The organism is Sphingomonas sp. LY54 (assembly GCF_035594035.1).
In the GTDB taxonomy this organism is placed as follows: Bacteria; Pseudomonadota; Alphaproteobacteria; order Sphingomonadales; family Sphingomonadaceae; genus Allosphingosinicella.
Genome location: NZ_CP141588.1, coordinates 3,156,748 through 3,174,646, shown reverse-complemented (window position 1 = coordinate 3,174,646; position 17,899 = coordinate 3,156,748). Strand labels below are relative to the sequence as shown.

16 protein-coding genes are annotated in these 17,899 nt (G+C 68.6%); 11 read left to right on the top strand and 5 right to left on the bottom strand.

Annotated elements, in window-relative coordinates:
- Positions 1-62: 62 nt before the first annotated feature.
- Positions 63-2,129 carry a M13 family metallopeptidase gene (locus SH591_RS15670; protein WP_324749892.1) on the bottom strand — a complete coding sequence of 689 codons (2,067 nt, stop codon included), beginning with the start codon at positions 2,127-2,129 and terminating at the stop codon, positions 63-65.
- A 111-nt stretch (positions 2,130-2,240) separates the two neighbouring features.
- Complete coding sequence (locus SH591_RS15665; RefSeq protein WP_324749891.1) at positions 2,241-2,744, bottom strand: septal ring lytic transglycosylase RlpA family protein; 504 nt, start codon at positions 2,742-2,744, stop codon at positions 2,241-2,243.
- Positions 2,745-2,911: 167 nt separating this feature from the next.
- Here SH591_RS15665 and SH591_RS15660 point away from each other — a divergent pair, with 167 nt between their 5' ends.
- The 5 genes from SH591_RS15660 to SH591_RS15640 all read left to right on the top strand — a co-directional run bounded on the left by SH591_RS15660 (position 2,912) and on the right by SH591_RS15640 (position 8,675).
- Positions 2,912-5,209 (top strand): patatin-like protein, encoded by a 2,298-nt coding sequence (locus SH591_RS15660; protein ID WP_324749890.1) that lies wholly within the window; start codon positions 2,912-2,914, stop codon positions 5,207-5,209.
- A 75-nt stretch (positions 5,210-5,284) separates the two neighbouring features.
- A complete protein-coding gene (locus SH591_RS15655) occupies positions 5,285-5,635 on the top strand; it encodes a hypothetical protein (RefSeq protein ID WP_322830126.1) in 351 nt (116 codons plus the stop codon).
- Entirely contained in the window at positions 5,632-6,306 is a 675-nt protein-coding gene (pyrF, locus tag SH591_RS15650; RefSeq protein WP_322830125.1) for an orotidine-5'-phosphate decarboxylase, read from the top strand. Before SH591_RS15655 ends, pyrF begins: the two co-directional genes overlap by 4 nt.
- Positions 6,307-6,383: 77 nt before the next feature.
- On the top strand, positions 6,384-7,235 hold the full coding sequence (gene accD, locus SH591_RS15645; RefSeq protein WP_322830124.1) for an acetyl-CoA carboxylase, carboxyltransferase subunit beta: 852 nt from the start codon (positions 6,384-6,386) through the stop codon (positions 7,233-7,235).
- A gap of 108 nt (positions 7,236-7,343) precedes the next feature.
- Complete coding sequence (locus SH591_RS15640) at positions 7,344-8,675, top strand: bifunctional folylpolyglutamate synthase/dihydrofolate synthase (protein WP_324749889.1); 1,332 nt, start codon at positions 7,344-7,346, stop codon at positions 8,673-8,675.
- Here the strand turns inward: SH591_RS15640 and SH591_RS15635 are convergent.
- Entirely contained in the window at positions 8,660-10,021 is a 1,362-nt protein-coding gene (locus tag SH591_RS15635) for an AmpG family muropeptide MFS transporter (RefSeq protein WP_322830122.1), read from the bottom strand. The genes SH591_RS15640 and SH591_RS15635 overlap by 16 nt on opposite strands.
- 92 nt (positions 10,022-10,113) lie before the next feature.
- On the opposite strand from SH591_RS15635, the gene SH591_RS15630 reads away from it, so the two are divergent.
- Positions 10,114-11,262: an aromatic ring-hydroxylating oxygenase subunit alpha gene (locus SH591_RS15630; protein WP_324749888.1), complete on the top strand. Its 1,149-nt coding sequence runs from the start codon at positions 10,114-10,116 to the stop codon at positions 11,260-11,262.
- On the opposite strand, the gene SH591_RS15625 is transcribed toward SH591_RS15630, so the two are convergent.
- On the bottom strand, positions 11,247-11,675 hold the full coding sequence (locus tag SH591_RS15625) for a response regulator (protein WP_324749887.1): 429 nt from the start codon (positions 11,673-11,675) through the stop codon (positions 11,247-11,249). The two genes, SH591_RS15630 and SH591_RS15625, sit on opposite strands and share 16 nt — an antisense overlap.
- Before the next feature lie 133 nt (positions 11,676-11,808).
- On the opposite strand from SH591_RS15625, the gene SH591_RS15620 reads away from it, so the two are divergent.
- From SH591_RS15620 to SH591_RS15600, 5 genes are all read left to right on the top strand, one after another.
- Positions 11,809-13,545 (top strand): pseudouridine synthase, encoded by a 1,737-nt coding sequence (locus SH591_RS15620; RefSeq protein WP_324749886.1) that lies wholly within the window; start codon positions 11,809-11,811, stop codon positions 13,543-13,545.
- Entirely contained in the window at positions 13,542-14,087 is a 546-nt protein-coding gene (gene rsmD / locus SH591_RS15615) for a 16S rRNA (guanine(966)-N(2))-methyltransferase RsmD (RefSeq protein WP_324749885.1), read from the top strand. The genes SH591_RS15620 and rsmD overlap by 4 nt, the downstream gene beginning before the upstream one ends.
- A gap of 59 nt (positions 14,088-14,146) precedes the next feature.
- The gene (locus tag SH591_RS15610; RefSeq protein WP_324749884.1) at positions 14,147-16,438 is read left to right on the top strand and encodes an ATP-dependent helicase; all 2,292 of its coding nucleotides are present in this window, start codon (positions 14,147-14,149) and stop codon (positions 16,436-16,438) included.
- Positions 16,439-16,510: 72 nt separating this feature from the next.
- Positions 16,511-16,783 (top strand): type II toxin-antitoxin system Phd/YefM family antitoxin, encoded by a 273-nt coding sequence (locus tag SH591_RS15605; protein ID WP_324749883.1) that lies wholly within the window; start codon positions 16,511-16,513, stop codon positions 16,781-16,783.
- Positions 16,780-17,166, top strand: a complete 387-nt coding sequence (locus SH591_RS15600; RefSeq protein WP_324749882.1) for a type II toxin-antitoxin system VapC family toxin — start codon at positions 16,780-16,782, stop codon at positions 17,164-17,166. The genes SH591_RS15605 and SH591_RS15600 overlap by 4 nt, the downstream gene beginning before the upstream one ends.
- Positions 17,167-17,179: 13 nt before the next feature.
- Here the strand turns inward: SH591_RS15600 and SH591_RS15595 are convergent, their stop codons facing one another.
- Positions 17,180-17,824: a cell wall hydrolase gene (locus SH591_RS15595; protein WP_324749881.1), complete on the bottom strand. Its 645-nt coding sequence runs from the start codon at positions 17,822-17,824 to the stop codon at positions 17,180-17,182.
- Positions 17,825-17,899: the final 75 nt, after the last annotated feature.

The following is a 17,899-nucleotide window of genomic DNA, read 5'->3' as shown; positions in this document are numbered from 1 at the left end:
CCGGAATAATCGAACGATATGGACCGGCTACACTACAGCCGGTCCATACGTCATCCGGATTTTTACCAGATCTTGATGCGCTTTTCCGGCGGCAGGTAGAGCGCGCCGTCCTTGACGCCGAACGCGGCGTACCAGGGATCGAAATTGCGCACGACGTTCGGGCGGAAATGGCCCGGCGTGTGCGGGTCCGTGGTCAGGATCTGCTGGAGGAACGCTTCGCGATATTTGTTGCGCCACACCTGGCCGAAACCGAGGAAGAAGCGCTGGTCGCCGGTATAGCCGTCGATCACCGGCGCCGGCTTGCCGTTGAGCGACATCTTGTAGGCGTCGTAGGCGATGGTGAGGCCGGCCAAGTCCGCGATATTCTCGCCCAGTGTCAGCTCTCCATTCACCTTGGTGCCCGGCAGCGGCTCATATTCGCCATATTGCTTCACCACCTGGTCGGTCAGCGCCTTGAAGCGGGCGATGTCCTGCGGGGTCCACCACACCGCCATATTGCCCTTGGGATCGAACTTGCTGCCCTGATCGTCGAAATGGTGGCTGATCTCGTGGCCGATCACGGCGCCGATGCCGCCGTAATTGACCGCGTCGTCCGCGTTCGGATCGAAGAAGGGCGGCTGCAGGATCGCGGCCGGGAACACGATCTCGTTGAGCAGCGGGTTGGCGTAGGCGTTCACCGTCTGCGGATACATGCCCCATTCGCTGCGATCGACCGGCTGGCCGAGCTTGTCGAGGTTGCGCTGATATTCGAAGGCCGTGGCGCGCAATGCGTTGCCGACGGCGTCGCCCGGGACGATCTCCAGCTTCGAATAGTCGCGCCACTTGTCGGGATAGCCGATCTTGGGCGTGAAGGCGGCGAGCTTGGCGCGCGCCTTGACCTTGGTCTCGGGCGTCATCCACTCGAGCGCCGCGAGGCGCTTGTCCATCGCCGCGATCAGGTTCTTGACCAGTTCGTCGGCCTCGGCCTTGGCCTCGGGCGGGAAATATTTGGCGACGTAGAGCTGGCCGACCGCCTCGCCCATGCCGCCGCCGACCAGGTCGACGCCGCGCTTCCAGCGATCCTTGATCTGCGGCGTGCCCTGCAGGATCTTGCCGTTGAACGCGAAATTCTCGTCGACGAACGCCTTGGGCAACAGCGGCGCCGCCGCGGCGATCGTGTGGAAGGTCAGATAGTCCTTCCAGGTGTCGAGCGGCTCGGACTGGACGAGCCTGGCCGCGCCAGCGAGCGCGCTCGGATGCGCGACGATGACCTGCGGCTGGCCGGCTACGCCCGCCGCCTGCAGATAGGTCGCCCAGTCGAAGCCCGGCAGGTTCTTGGCGAGGTCGCCCTCGCCCATCGGATTGTAGAGCTTCTCGATCTGGCGCTGCTCGACGCGCGACCAGTGCGCGGTCGCGATCTTCTTTTCGAGGTCGTAGATGCGCTCGGCCTTGGCCTGCGGATCGGCGATGCCGGCGAGGCGCAGCATCGTGCCGATATGCTGCTTATATTTGGTCCGCGCCTCGACGAATTTCGCATTCTTATCGTCGAGATAATAATCGCGGTCCGGCAGGCCTAGGCCGCCTTGGCCGACATAGACGCCGTAGCGGCTATTGTCCTTGAGGTCCTGGATCACGGCCGCCCCGATCGGCGTGGCGATGCCGGTGCGGTTCGCCTGGCCGAAGAAGCGGGCGAGATCGCCGGTCGTGCGGATCGCCGCGACCTGGCCGAGGAACGGCTTCAGCGGCGCGGTGCCCCTCGCCTCGATGGCGGCCTCGTCCATGAAGCTCGCGAAAAAGTCGCCGACCTTCTGCGCGTTGGTTCCGGCCGGCGCCTTGGTCGCGGCGGCTTCCTCGATGATCGCGCGGGTGCGCTGGTCGGAAAGGTCGCGCAGGACGCCGAAGCCGCCCCAGCTCGAGCGATCCGCCGGGATTTCGGTGGTCTTGGCCCAATTGCCGTTGGCGAAGCCGAAGAAGCTGTCGCCGGGCTTCACATTCTTGTCCATGCCCTGGAGGTCGACGCCCCAGGCGCCGAGCTGCGGCTTGCCCCTGGCGGCGACGGGAACGACGACAGACTCGGCGGCAAAGGCCGGAGCGGTGGCAATGGCCACGCTCAGGGTCGCGACTCCTGCCAATACTATGTGCTTGATCATATTCGCCTCTTCCCGCTGTGTATCAGACTGGCGATACACTTAGGCAGGCGCGAAGAGCTTGGAAAGGGGGAAGCACGGGCGCGCGAAAATTCGCAATTCAGAACAGGCGCGTCAGCGCAGAAGCTCCATCCGCACGGTTGCCTTGCCGGCGCGGACCATCGAGAGTTTGTGGGCGGCGGCGAGCGACATATCGATGACGCGGCGCTTGGCGAACGGACCGCGATCGTTGACGCGGACGATGACCGACTTGCCGTTGGCCTTGTTGGTAACGCGCAGCTTGCTGCCGAGCGGCAGGGTGCGGTGGGCGGCGGTCAGCGCCTGCGGGTCGAAGCGCTCGCCGCTGGCGGTGCGGTTGCCGGCCAGTTCGTGGCCGTAATAGCTCGCTTCGCCTTCGCCGACGGTCTCATAGGCGGGCTCGGGCGTAGGCGCCGTCTCGACGGCTTCCGGCTCCGGCGTCGCCACCACGTCGCGGTCGGCGTCGATCACGCTGACCACGTCGAGCTTCGGCGTGAACGGCTTCGGCGTGTCGGCGCGCACCGGCATCGTGATCAGCCCGGCGGCGGCAAGCGCAAAAATCGCCTGTCCGCCGCGACGGCGGTTTTTCGATGCAATCATGGAATAGCCCCTTGATCTCGTGAGACGGGGCATAGTTCCGGTTATTAAACGAGTCCCGAACGAGTCGGTGAGTCGAGCCGGAAGCGGGATAAAGAGTCTGAATTGGTTAACGCCGCGGGAACCAACTTCGCTCGACACGAACCATGCGTGCTGGCAGGTTGCCGCCGATGCGTGAGAAGGAATTGAGGCTAGCCCTGGTCTGCTATGGCGGCGTTAGCCTCGCCGTCTACATGCATGGAATCACCAAGGAAATCTGGCGCCTCGCCAAGGCGAGCCAGAGCTTCCACAATGGCGACGCGCCCACGGCCGGGACCGCCGACGTCTATCGCCGTCTGCTGGAGGCGATGGCCGAACAATGCGGCATCGAGCTTCGCGTCCTCGTCGACATCCTGGCGGGGGCCAGCGCCGGCGGGATCAATGCGATCTTCCTCGCCGACGCCATCTCGACCGGTCGCTCGCTCGATCCGCTCACCGAATTGTGGCTGGAAACCGCCGATGTCGACCGGCTCGTCGACCCGGGCGTCCACCCGATGTCGCGATTCGCCAAGAAGATCGCGGTGCCGGTGGCGTGGGCGCTGTCGGCGCGGCGCGGCGGCACCGTCGAGCAGACCGTGCAGGCCGATCATCGCGAGGAGGTCCGCACCAAGCTGGCGAATTTCGTCAAGGCGCGCTGGTTCGCCCCGCCCTTCGGCGGGGAGGGTTTCACCCATTTGCTGCTCGATGCCCTCGACGCGATGGCGAGCGGGCCGGTGGGCCCGCCGTTGTTGCCGCATTACCAGCCGCTCGACCTGTTCGTCACCGTCACCGACTTCCACGGCCATCCCGAACGGCTCCGCCTCCACTCGCCCGAGGAAGTGACCGAGACCGAGCACCGGCTGACCCTCGCCTTCCGCGACCGCGGCGGCGAGGCGCGCGGCTTGGCCGAAACCCCGGAGCTCGCCTTCGCCGCTCGCGCCACCGCCAGCTTCCCCGGCGCCTTTCCGCCGTTCCAGGTGAAGGAGCTCGACCGCGCGCTGGACAAGCGCGGCCAGGACTGGCCCGGCCGCGACCGCTTCCTGCGCCACGCTTTGCCACGCCAATGGGCGATCGGCGACTGCGACAATGCCGTCCTGATCGACGGATCGGTCCTCGCCAACGCGCCGTTCGGCCCGGCCGTCGACGCGCTCCATCGCCGCCCCGCGCGCCGCGAGATCGACCGCCGTTTCGTCTATATCGACCCCGCCCCCGGCCATCGCGGCGTGCGGCTTACCGGCTCGGGCGAGGTCGAGGCGCCCGGCTTCCTCGCCACCATCTTCGGTGCGCTTTCGGACATCCCGCGCGAGCAGCCGATCCGCGACAATCTCGAACTGATCGAGCGCCGGTCCGAGCGGATCCGCAGCCTGCGCCGGATCGTCGAGGCGATGCGGCCCGAAGTCGAAGCGGCGATCGAACGCACCTTCGGCACCACCCTGCTGCTCAGCCGCCCCACCCCTGCCCGCCTCGCCGCGTGGCGCTCCAAGGCCCAGAATGTCGCCGCGCGCGGCGCCGGCTACGCCTACGCCGCCTATGGCCAGCTTAAGCTCTCCGCCGTGGTCGAGGATATCGCGGTGCTGATCTACCGCCTGAGCGGCGGCGCGCATCGCCGGCCGGTCATCCGCGAGGCGGTGTGGGACCATGTCCGCGCCGCTGGCCTCGCCGACGGCGGCGCGATCAGCGCCGCCGGAGCGCGGGCCGACGTGATTGATTTCTTCCGCTCGTTCGACCTCTCCTTCCGCACCCGCCGGCTGCGCTTCGTCGCCCGTCACCTCGGCCGGCTCGAGGAGGAAGCGAACGCACCACGCGCGGCCCTCGAGGCGGCGCGTCGCACGATCCACGACCTCATCCACCGCTATCGGGCGCCGGTCGAAGTCGACCGCGACGAAGCCGAGACCGTCCTCCAGCGCGCCGAGCACGAGCCGGCCGCTGCATTGGAGGCGTTCGCGGCGCGGCTGAACCTCAAGGCCCGGGACGACGAATCGGACGCACGTTTCGCGGCGATGCTCGACGCCTTTCCCAAGCCGCAGCGGCGCTCGCTGATCCTCGCTTATCTGGGCTTCCCCTTCTACGACATCGCCACCCTCCCCCTGCTCCAGGGCGAGGGGCTGGACGAATTCGACCCGATCAAGGTCGACCGCATCTCGCCCGAGGACGCGACCGGGATCCGCGAGGGCGGAGCGGCGGCGACGCTCAAGGGCATCCAGTTCAACAATTTCGGCGCCTTCTTCAGCCGCGCCTATCGCGAGAACGACTATCTGTGGGGCCGCCTCCACGGCGCCGAGCGGCTGATCGACATCACCGTCTCGGCCTTGCCCGAGGGCCTGCACCTTGCGCCCGGCACGGTGGCCACACTGAAGCGCGACGCCTTTCGCGCCATCCTCGACGAGGAGCGTGACCGCCTCACCTCGATCGCGCCGTTGTTCGACGAGCTCGACCAGGAAATCCGCTAGCGGAGCGCGCACCGTTCGCTCTGGACTGGCAACTAATTTTGTTAGAGCGTAGGCGGAGGCCCTCGGGAGATTTGGATGCAGTTTCTGAAAACCCTGTTCTGGGTCGCGCTGGCGGTGATTCTCGTGCTCTTCGCGAGCGTCAACTGGCATGCCGTGACCTTGACCCTGTGGGGCGGCCTCCAGGCCGACGTGAAGCTGCCGGTCCTGCTGCTCGCGGCCTTCTTGCTCGGCTTCTTGCCGATGCTGGTCGTCCACCGCGCCCGGCTGTGGACGCTCAACCGCCGGATCGAGGCGCACGAGCGCCAGGCTGCGGCGATGCACGCGCCGGTGATCGCCGCTGCGCCCGAGGCGCCCGCTCCCCCCGTTTCACCGCAATCGCCCGAGGATCGCATCGCTACCGACAGCAAAGTATGGCCGGCGTCATGAGCAGCTGCATCTACGTCGCCATCGACACGCCCGACCTCGACCGGGCCAAGGCCATTGCCGGCCGCGTCCGCCACCATGTCGGCGGGATCAAGCTCGGCCTCGAATTCTTCTCCGCCAACGGCCGCGCCGGCATACGCGAGATGGCCGAGCTCGGCCTGCCTGTCTTCCTGGACCTCAAGTTCCACGACATTCCCAATACGGTCGGCAAGGCGATTCAGGCGCTGCGGCCGCTCGAGCCCTCGATCCTCACCGTCCACGCCGCGGGCGGGCGCGCGATGATGGAGGATGCCAAAGCGGCGGCCCCTAAGGGCACCAAGGTGGTCGCAGTCACGGTTCTGACCAGCCTCGACGGCAGCGATCTCGGCTCGATCGGGCTCGATTCCGATCCGCACGCGCAGGTCACGCGCCTGACCGCGCTCGCCCGCGACGCCGGCCTCGACGGCGTGGTCTGCTCCGGCAACGAAGTGGCCGCAGCCAAGGCGATCTGGCCGGAGGGCTTCTTCGTCGTTCCCGGCGTGCGCCCCGCCGACGGCGCGACCGGCGACCAGAAGCGGGTGATGACGCCGCGCGCCGCGCTTGACGCCGGCGCCTCGATCCTCGTCATCGGCCGACCGATCACCCAGGCCAAGGATCCGGACAAGGCTGCGCGCAGCATCGAGGCCACGCTCTAGCGCCGCCCGGCCGCGCGCCGCGGCAACTTGACTGAATAAGCCGCGCGCTTCATCGGCGCGGGCAAAGGAGACTATTCATGAGCTGGCTCAATCGAGTTCGCCAGAGCATCCCGTTCCTGCCCAAGCGCGAGACGCCCGACAATCTCTGGCACAAGTGCCGCAGCTGCGAGGCCATGATCTTCACCCGCGAGTGGGAGGAGAATGACTTCGTCTGCCCGCGCTGCGACCATCACAACCGGATCGGGCCCAAGCAGCGTTTCGAGCGCATTTTCGATCCCGGCTTCCAGCTGCTGGCGCCCCCGCCGGTCCAGGAAGACCCGCTCAAGTTCCGCGACAGCAAGCGCTACGCCGACCGCATCAAGGCGGCGCGTCAGAATACCGGCGAGGTCGACGCCCTGGTGAACGCGCGCGGCACGGTCGAAGGCCAGCGCGCCGTGATCGGCGTCCAGGATTTCGCGTTCATGGGCGGATCGATGGGCATGGGCGTCGGCGCCGCTTTCGTCGCCGGCGCGCGTGCGGCGATCGCCGATCGCTGCCCCTATATCATCTTCACCGCGGCCGGCGGCGCGCGCATGCAGGAGGGCATTCTCTCGCTGATGCAGATGCCCAAGACGACGGTCGCGATCGCCGAACTCAAGGAAGCCGGCCTGCCCTATATCGTCGTGCTGACCGATCCGACCACGGGCGGCGTCACCGCCTCCTATGCGATGCTCGGCGACGTCCAGATCTCGGAGCCCAACGCTTTGATCGGCTTCGCCGGCCAGCGCGTGATCGAATCGACGATCCGCGAGAAGCTCCCCGAGGGCTTCCAGCGCGCCGAATATCTGCTCGATCACGGCATGATCGACATGGTCGTTCACCGCAAGGACCTGCGCCAGCGGCTCGCCCAGCTGATCGCCTACCTCACCCCGCAGAAGGCCGCCGCGTGAGCCCGCTCCCCCGCCCCTTCAGGGGAGGGGGCCGGGGGGCGGGGCTGTGGTCGTGCCGCTCGGGGCGGCCCCACCCCAACCCCTCCCCTCGAGGGGAGGGGCTTTAAGATGGTCGATCACGCGGTCTCGGACAGCCCGCTCGTCCAGCGCCAGCTGGACCGGCTGGCCGATCTGTCGCCGGCCGCCGACGTGCTCGGGCTCGAGCGGATCGGCGCCCTGCTCGACCGGCTCGGCAATCCGGAGCGCGATCTGCCCCCGGTCTTCCATGTCGCCGGCACCAACGGCAAGGGATCGACCTGCGCGTTCCTGCGCGCCGCGATCGAGGCGGCGGGGCTGCAGGCGCACGTTTACACCAGCCCCCATCTCGTCCGCTTCAACGAGCGCATCCGCGTCGACGGCCACCTGATCGAGGACGAGCCGCTCGCCGATTTGCTCGCAGAGACGCTGGATGCCGCCGGCGACATCGCGCCCACCTTCTTCGAGGTGACGACGGCGGCCGCTTTCCTCGCTTTCTCGCGGGCGCCGGCCGACGCCTGCATCGTCGAGGTCGGGCTCGGCGGGCGGCTCGACGCGACCAATGTCATCCCCGATCCGGTCGTCTGCGGCATCACCCAGCTCGGCCTCGATCATCAGGGCTTCCTCGGCCCGACGATCGAGGGCATCGCCGTCGAGAAGGCCGGCATCGCCAAAAGGGGCGTGCCGCTCGTCACCCAGCATTATCCCGAGCGCGTCGCCGAGAGCGTCGGCCGCGCCGCGCACGAGGCCGGCGCCGCCTGGATGCCGCGCGGCGCCAATTGGGACGCCGCTTCCTACCAGCACCAGCTCCATTATCGCGACGAGCAGGGCAAGCTGGACCTGCCTTTGCCCCATCGCCTGCACGGCGCGCACCAGGCGATGAATGCCGGCCTCGCCATCGCCATGCTGCGCCACCAGAAAGCGGTGCCGGTCCGCGATTCGGCGCTGCGCGCGGCGATGGGCTGGGCCGAATGGCCGGCGCGGCTGCAAAAGCTCGCCGCCGGGCCGCTGCACGACAAGCTACCGCGCGGCGCCGAGCTGTGGCTGGACGGCGGCCACAATCCGGCCGCGGCGCGGGCGATCGCCGACTTCTTCCGCGCCCACGTTCCGGCCGAACGGCCGTTCCACATCGTCTTCGGACTATTGGAGAATAAGGACGCGGCTGGGGTATTGAAGCCGTTCCGCAACCGCGCGATCACCGTTCACACGGTGCCGATCGAGCGCCACGCCCACCACAGCCCGGCCGCCCTCGCCGCCGCGGCGCGCGAGGCAGGGCTCAGTGCGGTCCCCTCAACCGATGTCGAGAGCGCGCTCACCTGGATCGCGCGCCACGCCGACCGCGCCCATCCGCCGATCGTGCTGATCCTCGGCTCGCTCTATCTCGCGGGCGAGGTGCTGCGGAAGAACGATCAGCCGCCTTCCTGAGCGCCGTCGCGCCGCGCATCGCCCTCGCCGACGACTCCGGCCGTTCCCATCGAAGCATCGATCAGGCCGGCGCGCATCATCAGCCAGAACAGGATGATGCCGGGCAGGGCCGCGGCCGTCGTCAGCCAATAGAAGTTCACGTAGCCGATCTCGTCGACCAGGGCGCCTGCGGTGGTGCCGGTGAGGAAGCGCCCCACCACGCTCGCCGCAGCCGAGATGAGCGCATATTGCGACGCGGTGAAGCGAAGGTCCGTGAGCGCCGAGAAATAGGCCACGACGACGACGCCGCCGATGCCGCTGGCGATATTCTCGAACAGCATCACCCCGGCGAGGCCGAGGTTCGATTTACCCGTGGCCGCCAACAGCGCGAAGCTGGCATTGGACACGCCCATCAGGATGAGGCTCAGCATCACGGAACGCTTCATGCCGATCTGGGCATAGAGCACGCCGCCGATGAAGATGCCGATTAGATAGGCCCAGAAGCCGACGCCGACGTCGTAGAGGGCGATCTCGTCATTGCTGTAGCCCATGTCGTCGAGCAGCAGCCGCAGCACCAGATTGGCGAGCGTGTCGCCGATCTTGTGCAGCAGGATGAACAAGAGGACCAGCAACGCGCCGCTCCTCTGGAAGAACTCCGCGAACGGCCCGATCACGGCGGCGAATGCCTCGCCGATGCCCTTGCGCTCCGTCGGCTCCCGGTGACGCTCCGGTTCGCCCATCACGAAGCCAGTGATGATCGCAGGCAGCGCGAACACGGTACAGACGAGATAGGCCGCCTCCCAGCCGACCCGGGCGGCGAGCAACAAAGCGATCGCGCCGGCAGCCGTGGAGCCGATGCGCCAGCCATATTGGGACATACCCGAACCGACGCCGAGCTGACGCGGTTCGAGAAGCTCGATCCGGTAGCCGTCGATCACGATGTCGTAGGTCGCCCCCGCGACACCCACCAGGATCGCCGCGATGGCAGTCTGGTAGATATTCGCGCTTGGATCTTGGAGGGCGAGGTTCGCGACCGCGGCCATGACGAGCACGCCCGCGAAGATCAGCCAGGAAACGCGCTGACCGAGCCGCCCGAGGATCGGCAGTTTGATGCCGTCGATCATCCACGCCCACAGAAACTTCAGATTGTAGACCAGGAAGGCGAGCGCGAAGGTGGTGACCGTCGACTTGGTGATGCCTTCCTGGGCGAGACGCGTGGTCAGCGTCGCGCCGATCATCGCGAACGGGAAGCCCGAAGAGACCCCGAGGAAGAAGGCGGCGATCGGCGCGCCTTCGGTATAGGGGCGAATTCCCTCAGGGAGGCGGCTGCGCCAGTCACGCGGCGCGGTCGATGCGACAGGATCCATGCGCATCTTGTAGCCGCTCATCGGGAGCCGACCAGCCCTTTTCGCGCAGCCCGGCGCTTGCCTTCTGCGGTCCGTCGTCGCACCCTGCCGTCATGGACGCACCGATCCGGCAGCGGCCGACCGCCGGCCAGCTCGCGCTCGCTCACGCCGTCGCGGCGGGCGAGAACAGCCATGGCCATGCCATCACGACGGTCCCGGCGCGCGTCTATACCGATCCGGAGCGCTTCGCCGAGGAGCAGGAGGGGATCTTCGCGCGCCTGCCGCAGGTGATCGCGCCTTCGGCTTTGCTGCCGCGGCCCAACATGGCGGTGCCGCACGACGGCTTCGGAATGCCTTTGCTGCTGAGCCGAGACAAGGCCGGCAATGCGCACCTTTTCTACAACGTCTGCCGCCACCGCGGCACCCGGCTGGTCGAGGGCGCGGAGGTGCAATGCGCGCCGCGCCTCATCTGCCCCTATCATGCCTGGGCCTATGCGCTGGACGGCGCGTTGGCGGGTGTTCCGCGCGCGGACAGTTTCCCGGGCCTCGACAAGGCGGACCATCATCTCGTCGAGCTGCCCTGCCATGAGGCGGGCGGCCTGATCTGGTTCGCCCGCGATCCGGGCGCCGACTTCGCCGGCGCGCAGGCGCTTGCGCCCGAATTCGATGCCTTCGGCCTCAGCGGGCACCACCTCTACCGCCGCCATGTCCACGACGTCGCGTCCAACTGGAAGCTGATCATGGACGCCTTCCTCGAGAGCTACCACGTCCAACGGCTGCACAGCGCCAGCATCGGCAAGTTCTTCGCCGACGGCATCACCGCAGCGGACATGATCGGCCCGCACCAGCGCTCGGCGGTCGGGCGCGCCGACTATCTCGCCGGCATCAATCCCGACGACTGGCCCAAGCTGCGCGGCGCGATCACCTTCGCCTACCAGCTCTTCCCCGCCACGGTGATCGTGGTCAGTCCGGACTATGTGAACGTCATGACCTTGATGCCCCAGTCGGTCGGGCGCACTCTGGTCGAGGATTTCATGCTGATCCCCGAGCCGCCCGTCTCTCCCGACGAGGAAGCACATTGGGCGAAGAGCTGGACTCTGCTCGACGAAGGCACGTTCGGCGGCGAGGATTTCCGCGCCGCCGCGCTCGGCCAGGAAGGGCTCGCCTCCGGCGCGATCGAGGCCGTCACGCTCGGCACGCTCGAAACCGGAGTCTTCGCCTTCCACCAGCAGGTTGAAGCCGCGCTTCAGGGCGCCGTGTAGAGGCTGAGCCCGCGCGGCAACTTCTTCACCGCCCGTCCCTGCAGCGTCAGGTCCAGCGTCTCCAGTGCCGATTTCAGCCCTTTGCCGCTATAGGGTTTGGCGAGGCACCCCATCGCAAGCCCGTGCGCGTCGGGCGGCGCGTCGCCGCTGACGAACAGGACGGTGACGCCCTGGGCGGCGGCCACGCGGGCGACGTCGAGTCCGTCGCCCTCGCCGTTGAGGCCGATGTCACACAGGACGAGGTCGACCTCTTCACTCTTCAGCACGCGCGCCGCCTCGGCGAGCGTGTCGACTGTCGCGACTACCTCGTAGCCGGCTTCGCCGAGCAGGTGCTCGTTGTCGAACGCGACCAGCGGCTCGTCCTCGACGACGAGGATGCGCCGGATTGTCCTTTCACGCTTGGCAAACAACATATAGGGCGAGGGCCTCCCGGGATGATCGATCTGTTCGAGCAACGTGCGGAGCCGTCCCCGGTATCCCGGAGCGCACCGCGCTCTGGCGTGTTTCATCATCCGGTTGCCCGAGGCAGCCGCTCTGGAGGTCCTCGTGCCCAAGCCCCCTTCGTCCCGCGGACCGCGCCGTCCCGGCGGGCACCCTCCCCGCCCAGGCGGCCGCAATACGCCGCCGCAGGGCGAACGCGGCGAGGCGCGCGGCACGCAGCGCCGCACTGGAAGCGAACGCGGGGAGCAGGAACGCCCGCCACGCCCGGCCCGCGCCGGCGGCAGCAACGCCTACTCCGAACGCAGCTCTGCCCCCGGCCAGCGCGACCGGAGCGAACGGAATGAGCGCCTCCAGCACGCCGCTCGCCCTGGCGCGCGCGGCACAGCGACACCGCGCGGCGAGCGCCCCGACCGCGGCGAACGTCCTGCACGCCCCGCTCGCGACAAGGCCGGACCGCCAGCGCGCGGGCCGTCGCGCGACCGTGACGAGCGCCAGGAACGCCCCCAGCGCTCCGCCCGGCCCGGTGCTCGCGGCGCGGCACCCGAGCGCGGCGCCCGTCCGGACCGGAGCGAACGTCCCGCCCGCCCCAACCGCGACAAGGCCGGACCGCCGGCGCGCGGGCTATCGCACGACCGCGACGAACGCCAGGAACGCCCCCAGCGCTCCGCCCGGCCCGGCGCTCGCGACGCGACACCCGAGCGCGGCGCCCGCCTGGACCGAAGCCAACGTCCTACCCGCCCCAACCGCGACAAGGCAGGATCCCCGGCCTGGGGCGCCTCGAGCGACCGCGCCGAACGGCAGGAACGTCCTCAGCGCCCGGCCCGGCCGGGTAGTCGCGGCCCGTCGCCGGAGCGTGGCGACCGCCCGGATCGTGGCGACCGTCCAGCGCGTCCCATTCGCGATCGGGCCGGACCGCCGCGCGGGCCCTCGCTTGATCGCGCCGAGCGCCCGGAGCGCCCGACCCGCGGCAAGCCGCACGCCGCTGCGCCGCGCGGCGACAAGCCCGTCCGTCCCCGCGCCGGACCGCCGCCCCGCCACGTTCGGACGCCCGCCGCAGCAGAGCGTCCGGCCCCTGCGCCCAAGCCGGCGTTCGCCCCCGACCGGGTCGAGCGCCAGTTCGGCCCGCGCGAGCCGCAGCGCATCGCCAAATTGCTGGCCCGCGCCGGCATCGCCTCGCGCCGCGAGATCGAGCGGATGATCGAAGAGCGTCGCATTGCGATCGACAATGTGCCGCTGGAGACGCCGGCGACGATCGTCACCTCGCTGCAAGGCGTCACCGTCGACGGCAAGCCGGTACGCCCGCCCGCCGCGACGCGCCTGTTCCTCTACCACAAGCCGACCGGCCTGATCACCGCTGAGCGCGATCCGGCCGGGCGCCCGACCATCTACGACAAATTGCCCGAAGGCCTGCCGCGGCTGATGCCGGTCGGCCGTCTCGATCTCAACACGGAGGGGCTCCTTCTCCTCACCAATGACGGCGAGTTCAAGCGCAAGCTCGAGCTCCCTTCGACCGGCGTCGAGCGCACCTACCGCGCCCGCGTGTTCGGCGACGTTAGCCAGGAGCAGCTCGAAGAGCTGATCCAGGGCATCGAGATCGAGGGCATCCGCTACGGCGCGATCGACGCCAATCTCGAGCGGCGCACCGGCCGCAACGGCTGGGTCGAGATGCGGCTCAAGGAAGGCAAGAATCGCGAGGTCCGGCGCGTGCTCGAGCATCTCGGCCTGCAGGTGTCGCGCCTGATCCGCGTCGCCTACGGACCGTTCATCCTCGCCGATCTGCCGATGGGCGAAGTCGGCGAGGTGCGGCAGCACGAGCTGGTGGAATTCAGGAAGAGCCTGTGAGAATCATCGCCGGCGAATGGCGCGGCCGCCCGCTGATCGCGCCCGAAGGACAAGGCACGCGCCCGACCAGCGACCGCGCCCGCGAAGGGCTGTTCTCGATGCTTGCCAGCCGCGTCGGGAGCTTCGAGGGGCTGCGCGTCGCCGATCTGTTCGCCGGAACCGGCGCGCTCGGCCTGGAGGCCCTGTCCCGCGGCGCGGTCCATTGCACCTTCGTCGACAGCGACCGCAACGCCGTTGCGTCGATCAAGCGCAACCTCGACACGTTCGGCGCAGGCGCGCGCGGCGACATACGCAGCCAGGCGGTGGAATATGCGATTCCGCCGGCCGCGCCCTGCGACATCCTTTTCCTCGATCCGCCCTACGCCACCGGCCTCGCCGAAATGGCGACCGCGCGCGTCTGCAATTCCGGCTGGGTGGCGCCCGGCGGCTGGGTCAGCGTCGAGACGGCCGGCGAGCGCCTGCCGCTCGCGGACGGCTTTGCCGTCGCTGCCGAGCGCCGTTTCGGCAAGGCCCACCTGACTTTGCTGCGGCGCGAGCGGTAGGCGCCGGTGCGGGCATCACTGAACTTGCCCTGCGCCGCAGCGTTCCCTAACTGTTCGCCGTGACCCAAGCCGTTTCCACCTCCGCAGAGCCGCCTTATATCAGCGGACTCAACCCGCCCCAGCGCGAGGCCGTGCTGACGACCGAGGGGCCGGTGCTGGTGCTGGCCGGCGCGGGCACGGGCAAGACCGCGGCGCTGACCGCGCGCCTCGCCCATCTGATCGCCACGCGCCGCGCCTGGCCGTCCGAGATCCTCGCCGTCACCTTCACCAACAAGGCGGCGCGCGAGATGAAGGAGCGGGTCGGCCGCATCGTCGGCGACGCGGTCGAGGGCATGCCCTGGCTCGGTACCTTCCACGCCGTCGGCGCCAAGATGCTGCGCCGCCACGCCGAATTGGTCGGTCTCCAGTCCAATTTCACCATCCTCGACACCGACGACCAGCTCCGCCTGCTGAAGCAGCTGATCGCGGCCGCGGACATCGACGAGAAACGCTGGCCCGCGCGCCAGCTTGCCGGCCTGATCGACCGTTGGAAGAACAGAGGCTGGACCCCGGCCCAGATCGACGCCGGCGAGAGCGAGGCCTATGCCAACGGCAAGGGCGCCGAACTCTACGCTGCCTATCAGGAGCGGCTGAAGGCGCTCAACGCCTGCGATTTCGGCGACCTTTTGCTGCACATGCTCGTGATCCTGCGCACCCGCCGCGACGTGCTCGAACATTATCAGCAGCGCTTCAAATATATCCTCGTCGACGAATATCAGGACACCAACCAGAGCCAGTATCTCTGGCTCCGCCTGCTCGCGCAGGAACGCAGGAACATCTGCTGCGTCGGCGACGACGACCAGTCGATCTACAGCTGGCGCGGCGCCGAGGTCGCCAACATCCTGCGCTTCGAACAGGATTTCCCCGGCGCCAAGATCGTCCGGCTTGAGCAGAATTACCGCTCGACCTCGCACATCCTCGCCGCCGCCTCGGGCGTCATCGCGCATAATGGCGGCCGGCTCGGCAAGACGCTCTGGACCGACAAGGACGGCGGCGAGAAGGTCAGCGTGATCGGCGTTTGGGACGGCCCCGAGGAGGCGCGCCGCGTCGGCGAGGAGATCGAATCGATCCAGCGCAAGGGCGGCCATCTCGACGACACCGCCATCCTCGTCCGCGCCCAGTTCCAGACCCGCGAGCTCGAGGACCGATTCATCGCGATCGGCCTCCCCTACCGCATCGTCGGCGGTTTCCGTTTCTACGAGCGCGCAGAGATCCGCGACGCCCTCGCCTATCTCCGCGTCATCGCCCAGCCGGCCGACGACCTTGCCTTCGAGCGGATCGTCAACACGCCCAAGCGCGGCCTCGGCGACAAGGCGGTGGCCAAGGTCCACGCCTTCGCCCGCGCTGCCGGCGCGCCTCTGCTGTCGGCCGCGGCGCAGATGCTCGACACCGACGAGCTCACTCCGCAGGCGCGGCGCGCGCTCGGCAACCTGGTCGGCGATTTCGCCCGCTGGCGTGCCCGGCTCGACGAATTGCCCCATCCCGAGCTCGCCCGCCTCGTCCTCGACGAGAGCGGCTACACCGCGATGCTCCAGGCCGACCGTTCGGCCGAAAGCGCCGGCCGGCTCGAAAATCTCAACGAGCTCACCCGCGCGATGGAGGAATATGAGACGCTCGGCGCCTTCCTCGAGCATGTCAGCCTGGTGATGGAGAACGAGGCCTCCCGCGACGAGGAGAAGGTCACGATCATGACCATCCACGCCGCCAAGGGCCTCGAGTTCGGCACCGTCTTCCTCGCCGGCTGGGAAGAAGGCGTGTTCCCCTCGCAGCGCGCGCTCGACGAGGGTGGCAATGCGGCCCTCGAGGAGGAGCGCCGCCTGGCCTATGTCGCGATCACGCGGGCGCGGGACAAATGCTTCATCATCCACGCCGCCAACCGCCGGATCTACGGCCAGTGGACCTCGTCGATCCCGTCGCGCTTCGTCGCCGAGCTACCCGACGCCTATGTCGAGCATGAGACGACGATGAGCGGCGGCGAGAGCCTGTGGCGTGCCAACTGGTCCGAGCGCGCCGACCCGTTCGCCCATCTCGCCGCCGCCCAGTCCAACCGCGCCAGCACCCGCGGTCCCGGCTGGCAGCGGGCCGCTTCATCGGGCCGCTTCAATTCCGAGCCGCAACGCATCGTCGAAGCGCGCGCCAGCGCGGTCAGCCTCGGCAATCCCGGCCGCAGCGACATCAGCCTCGGCCAGCGCGTCTTCCACTCCAAATTCGGCTACGGAACGGTCGCCGAGATCGAAGGCAACAAGCTGGAGATCGACTTCGAACATGCCGGTAGGAAGCGCGTCCTGGACAGCTTCGTGAGCTTGGCTTGAACGGCTAGGCAACGGCCCATTATTGACGGCGGCTCCAACTTGGACCATCTAATGGTCCAGAAGGAGCGTGCGATGCACATTTCCGTCACCGATGCCAAAGGCAAACTCACCGATCTCGTCCGCCGCGCCGAGGCTGGGGACGAAGTGATACTCACCCGCCACGGCCAGCCCGCCGTACGGTTGACGCCGGTGAACCCCAAGCGGTGTCCCGACGATCTGCGCGCGCGCCGGCTGGCGGCGATCGACCGTGCCATAGCCGCGGCGCGGGCGCGCGGCCCAGATGGCGGACCGAGCGCAGCCCGGAGCCAGGACTTCCTTTACGGCGATGACGGCATACCGGCGTGATCGTCGTCGATACGTCGGCGCTGATGGCCATCATTCAGGACGAGCCGGCGGCGAATGACTGCCGATCCGCAATCGCCAAGCAGGAACAGATGCTGATTGCGGCTCCGAATTTGACGGAGGCTCTTATCGTTGCAGCCCATCGGCAGCTGCACGACGACATGGCCCGGCTGATTGACGCCTTCGAGCTGATCGTCGTACCTCTTACCGAGCCGCTGGCCCATGCCGCGGTTCGCGCATACCGGCATTGGGGCAAGGGGTTCCACCCGGCCGGCCTCAATTTCGGCGACTGTTTCGCTTATGCTCTGGCGAAGGAGCATGACTGTCCGCTCCTCTTCGTGGGCGACGACTTCGCGAAAACCGACGTAACGGCCGCGACCGGCTAAGGCTCGCCGGGCGTCAGACTGCCGTACGAAAGAAGAGATGCTCGCCGATCCGGGCGACCGGGGTCACGCCGCGCGACCAGGCGGGCTGGACGGCGTTCGTGTGGTAGAAGAGCGCACCCCCGGTCGGGTCGCTGGAGTGGCCGGCGAGGATCTCGTTGGCGAGGCGCTTGGCCGCCTGCCATTGGCGGTGGCCGTCGCTGTCGGCCGGCAGCTCGTCGACGCGGAGCATCGCCGCGCGGTTGGGGTCGCCCTCGTTCCAGCAGCTGAACTGATAGGCCTGGCTGACCGTGTCGGTGACATAGGCGCCGTAGCGCTCCGCCAGCCAGCGGTTGCGGATCACGTGGCCGACTGCGCGCATCCCCTCCTCGCCCTCGCCGCGCGCCTCGCCCCACATGGTGAGCGCCATCCAGTGGGCGTCGACCACGTCGATCGCGTCGGCGTCGACGTCGGCAATATCCGGCGGCGAGACCGGCTCCGGGGAGGCTTCGGCGTCGCGCGGCACGCGCGGCGGGACGCCGGGGACGAGCGGCCGCGTCCAGGCGCTCCAGTCGGGCTCCGAAGCGGGCGGCGCGGCCGCGCTCTCGCCGCCGTCCTGCGCCCGGGCCGCGACGACCAGAAGGCCGCTTGCCACCGCGGCGACTGCCAGGAGTTTCTTCATCGCCTCATGCCTCGCCGGAGGCCGTAGGACGGGGATGTTACACTTTGCCGTCAATCCCCGCCTCGCCCCGGGCAA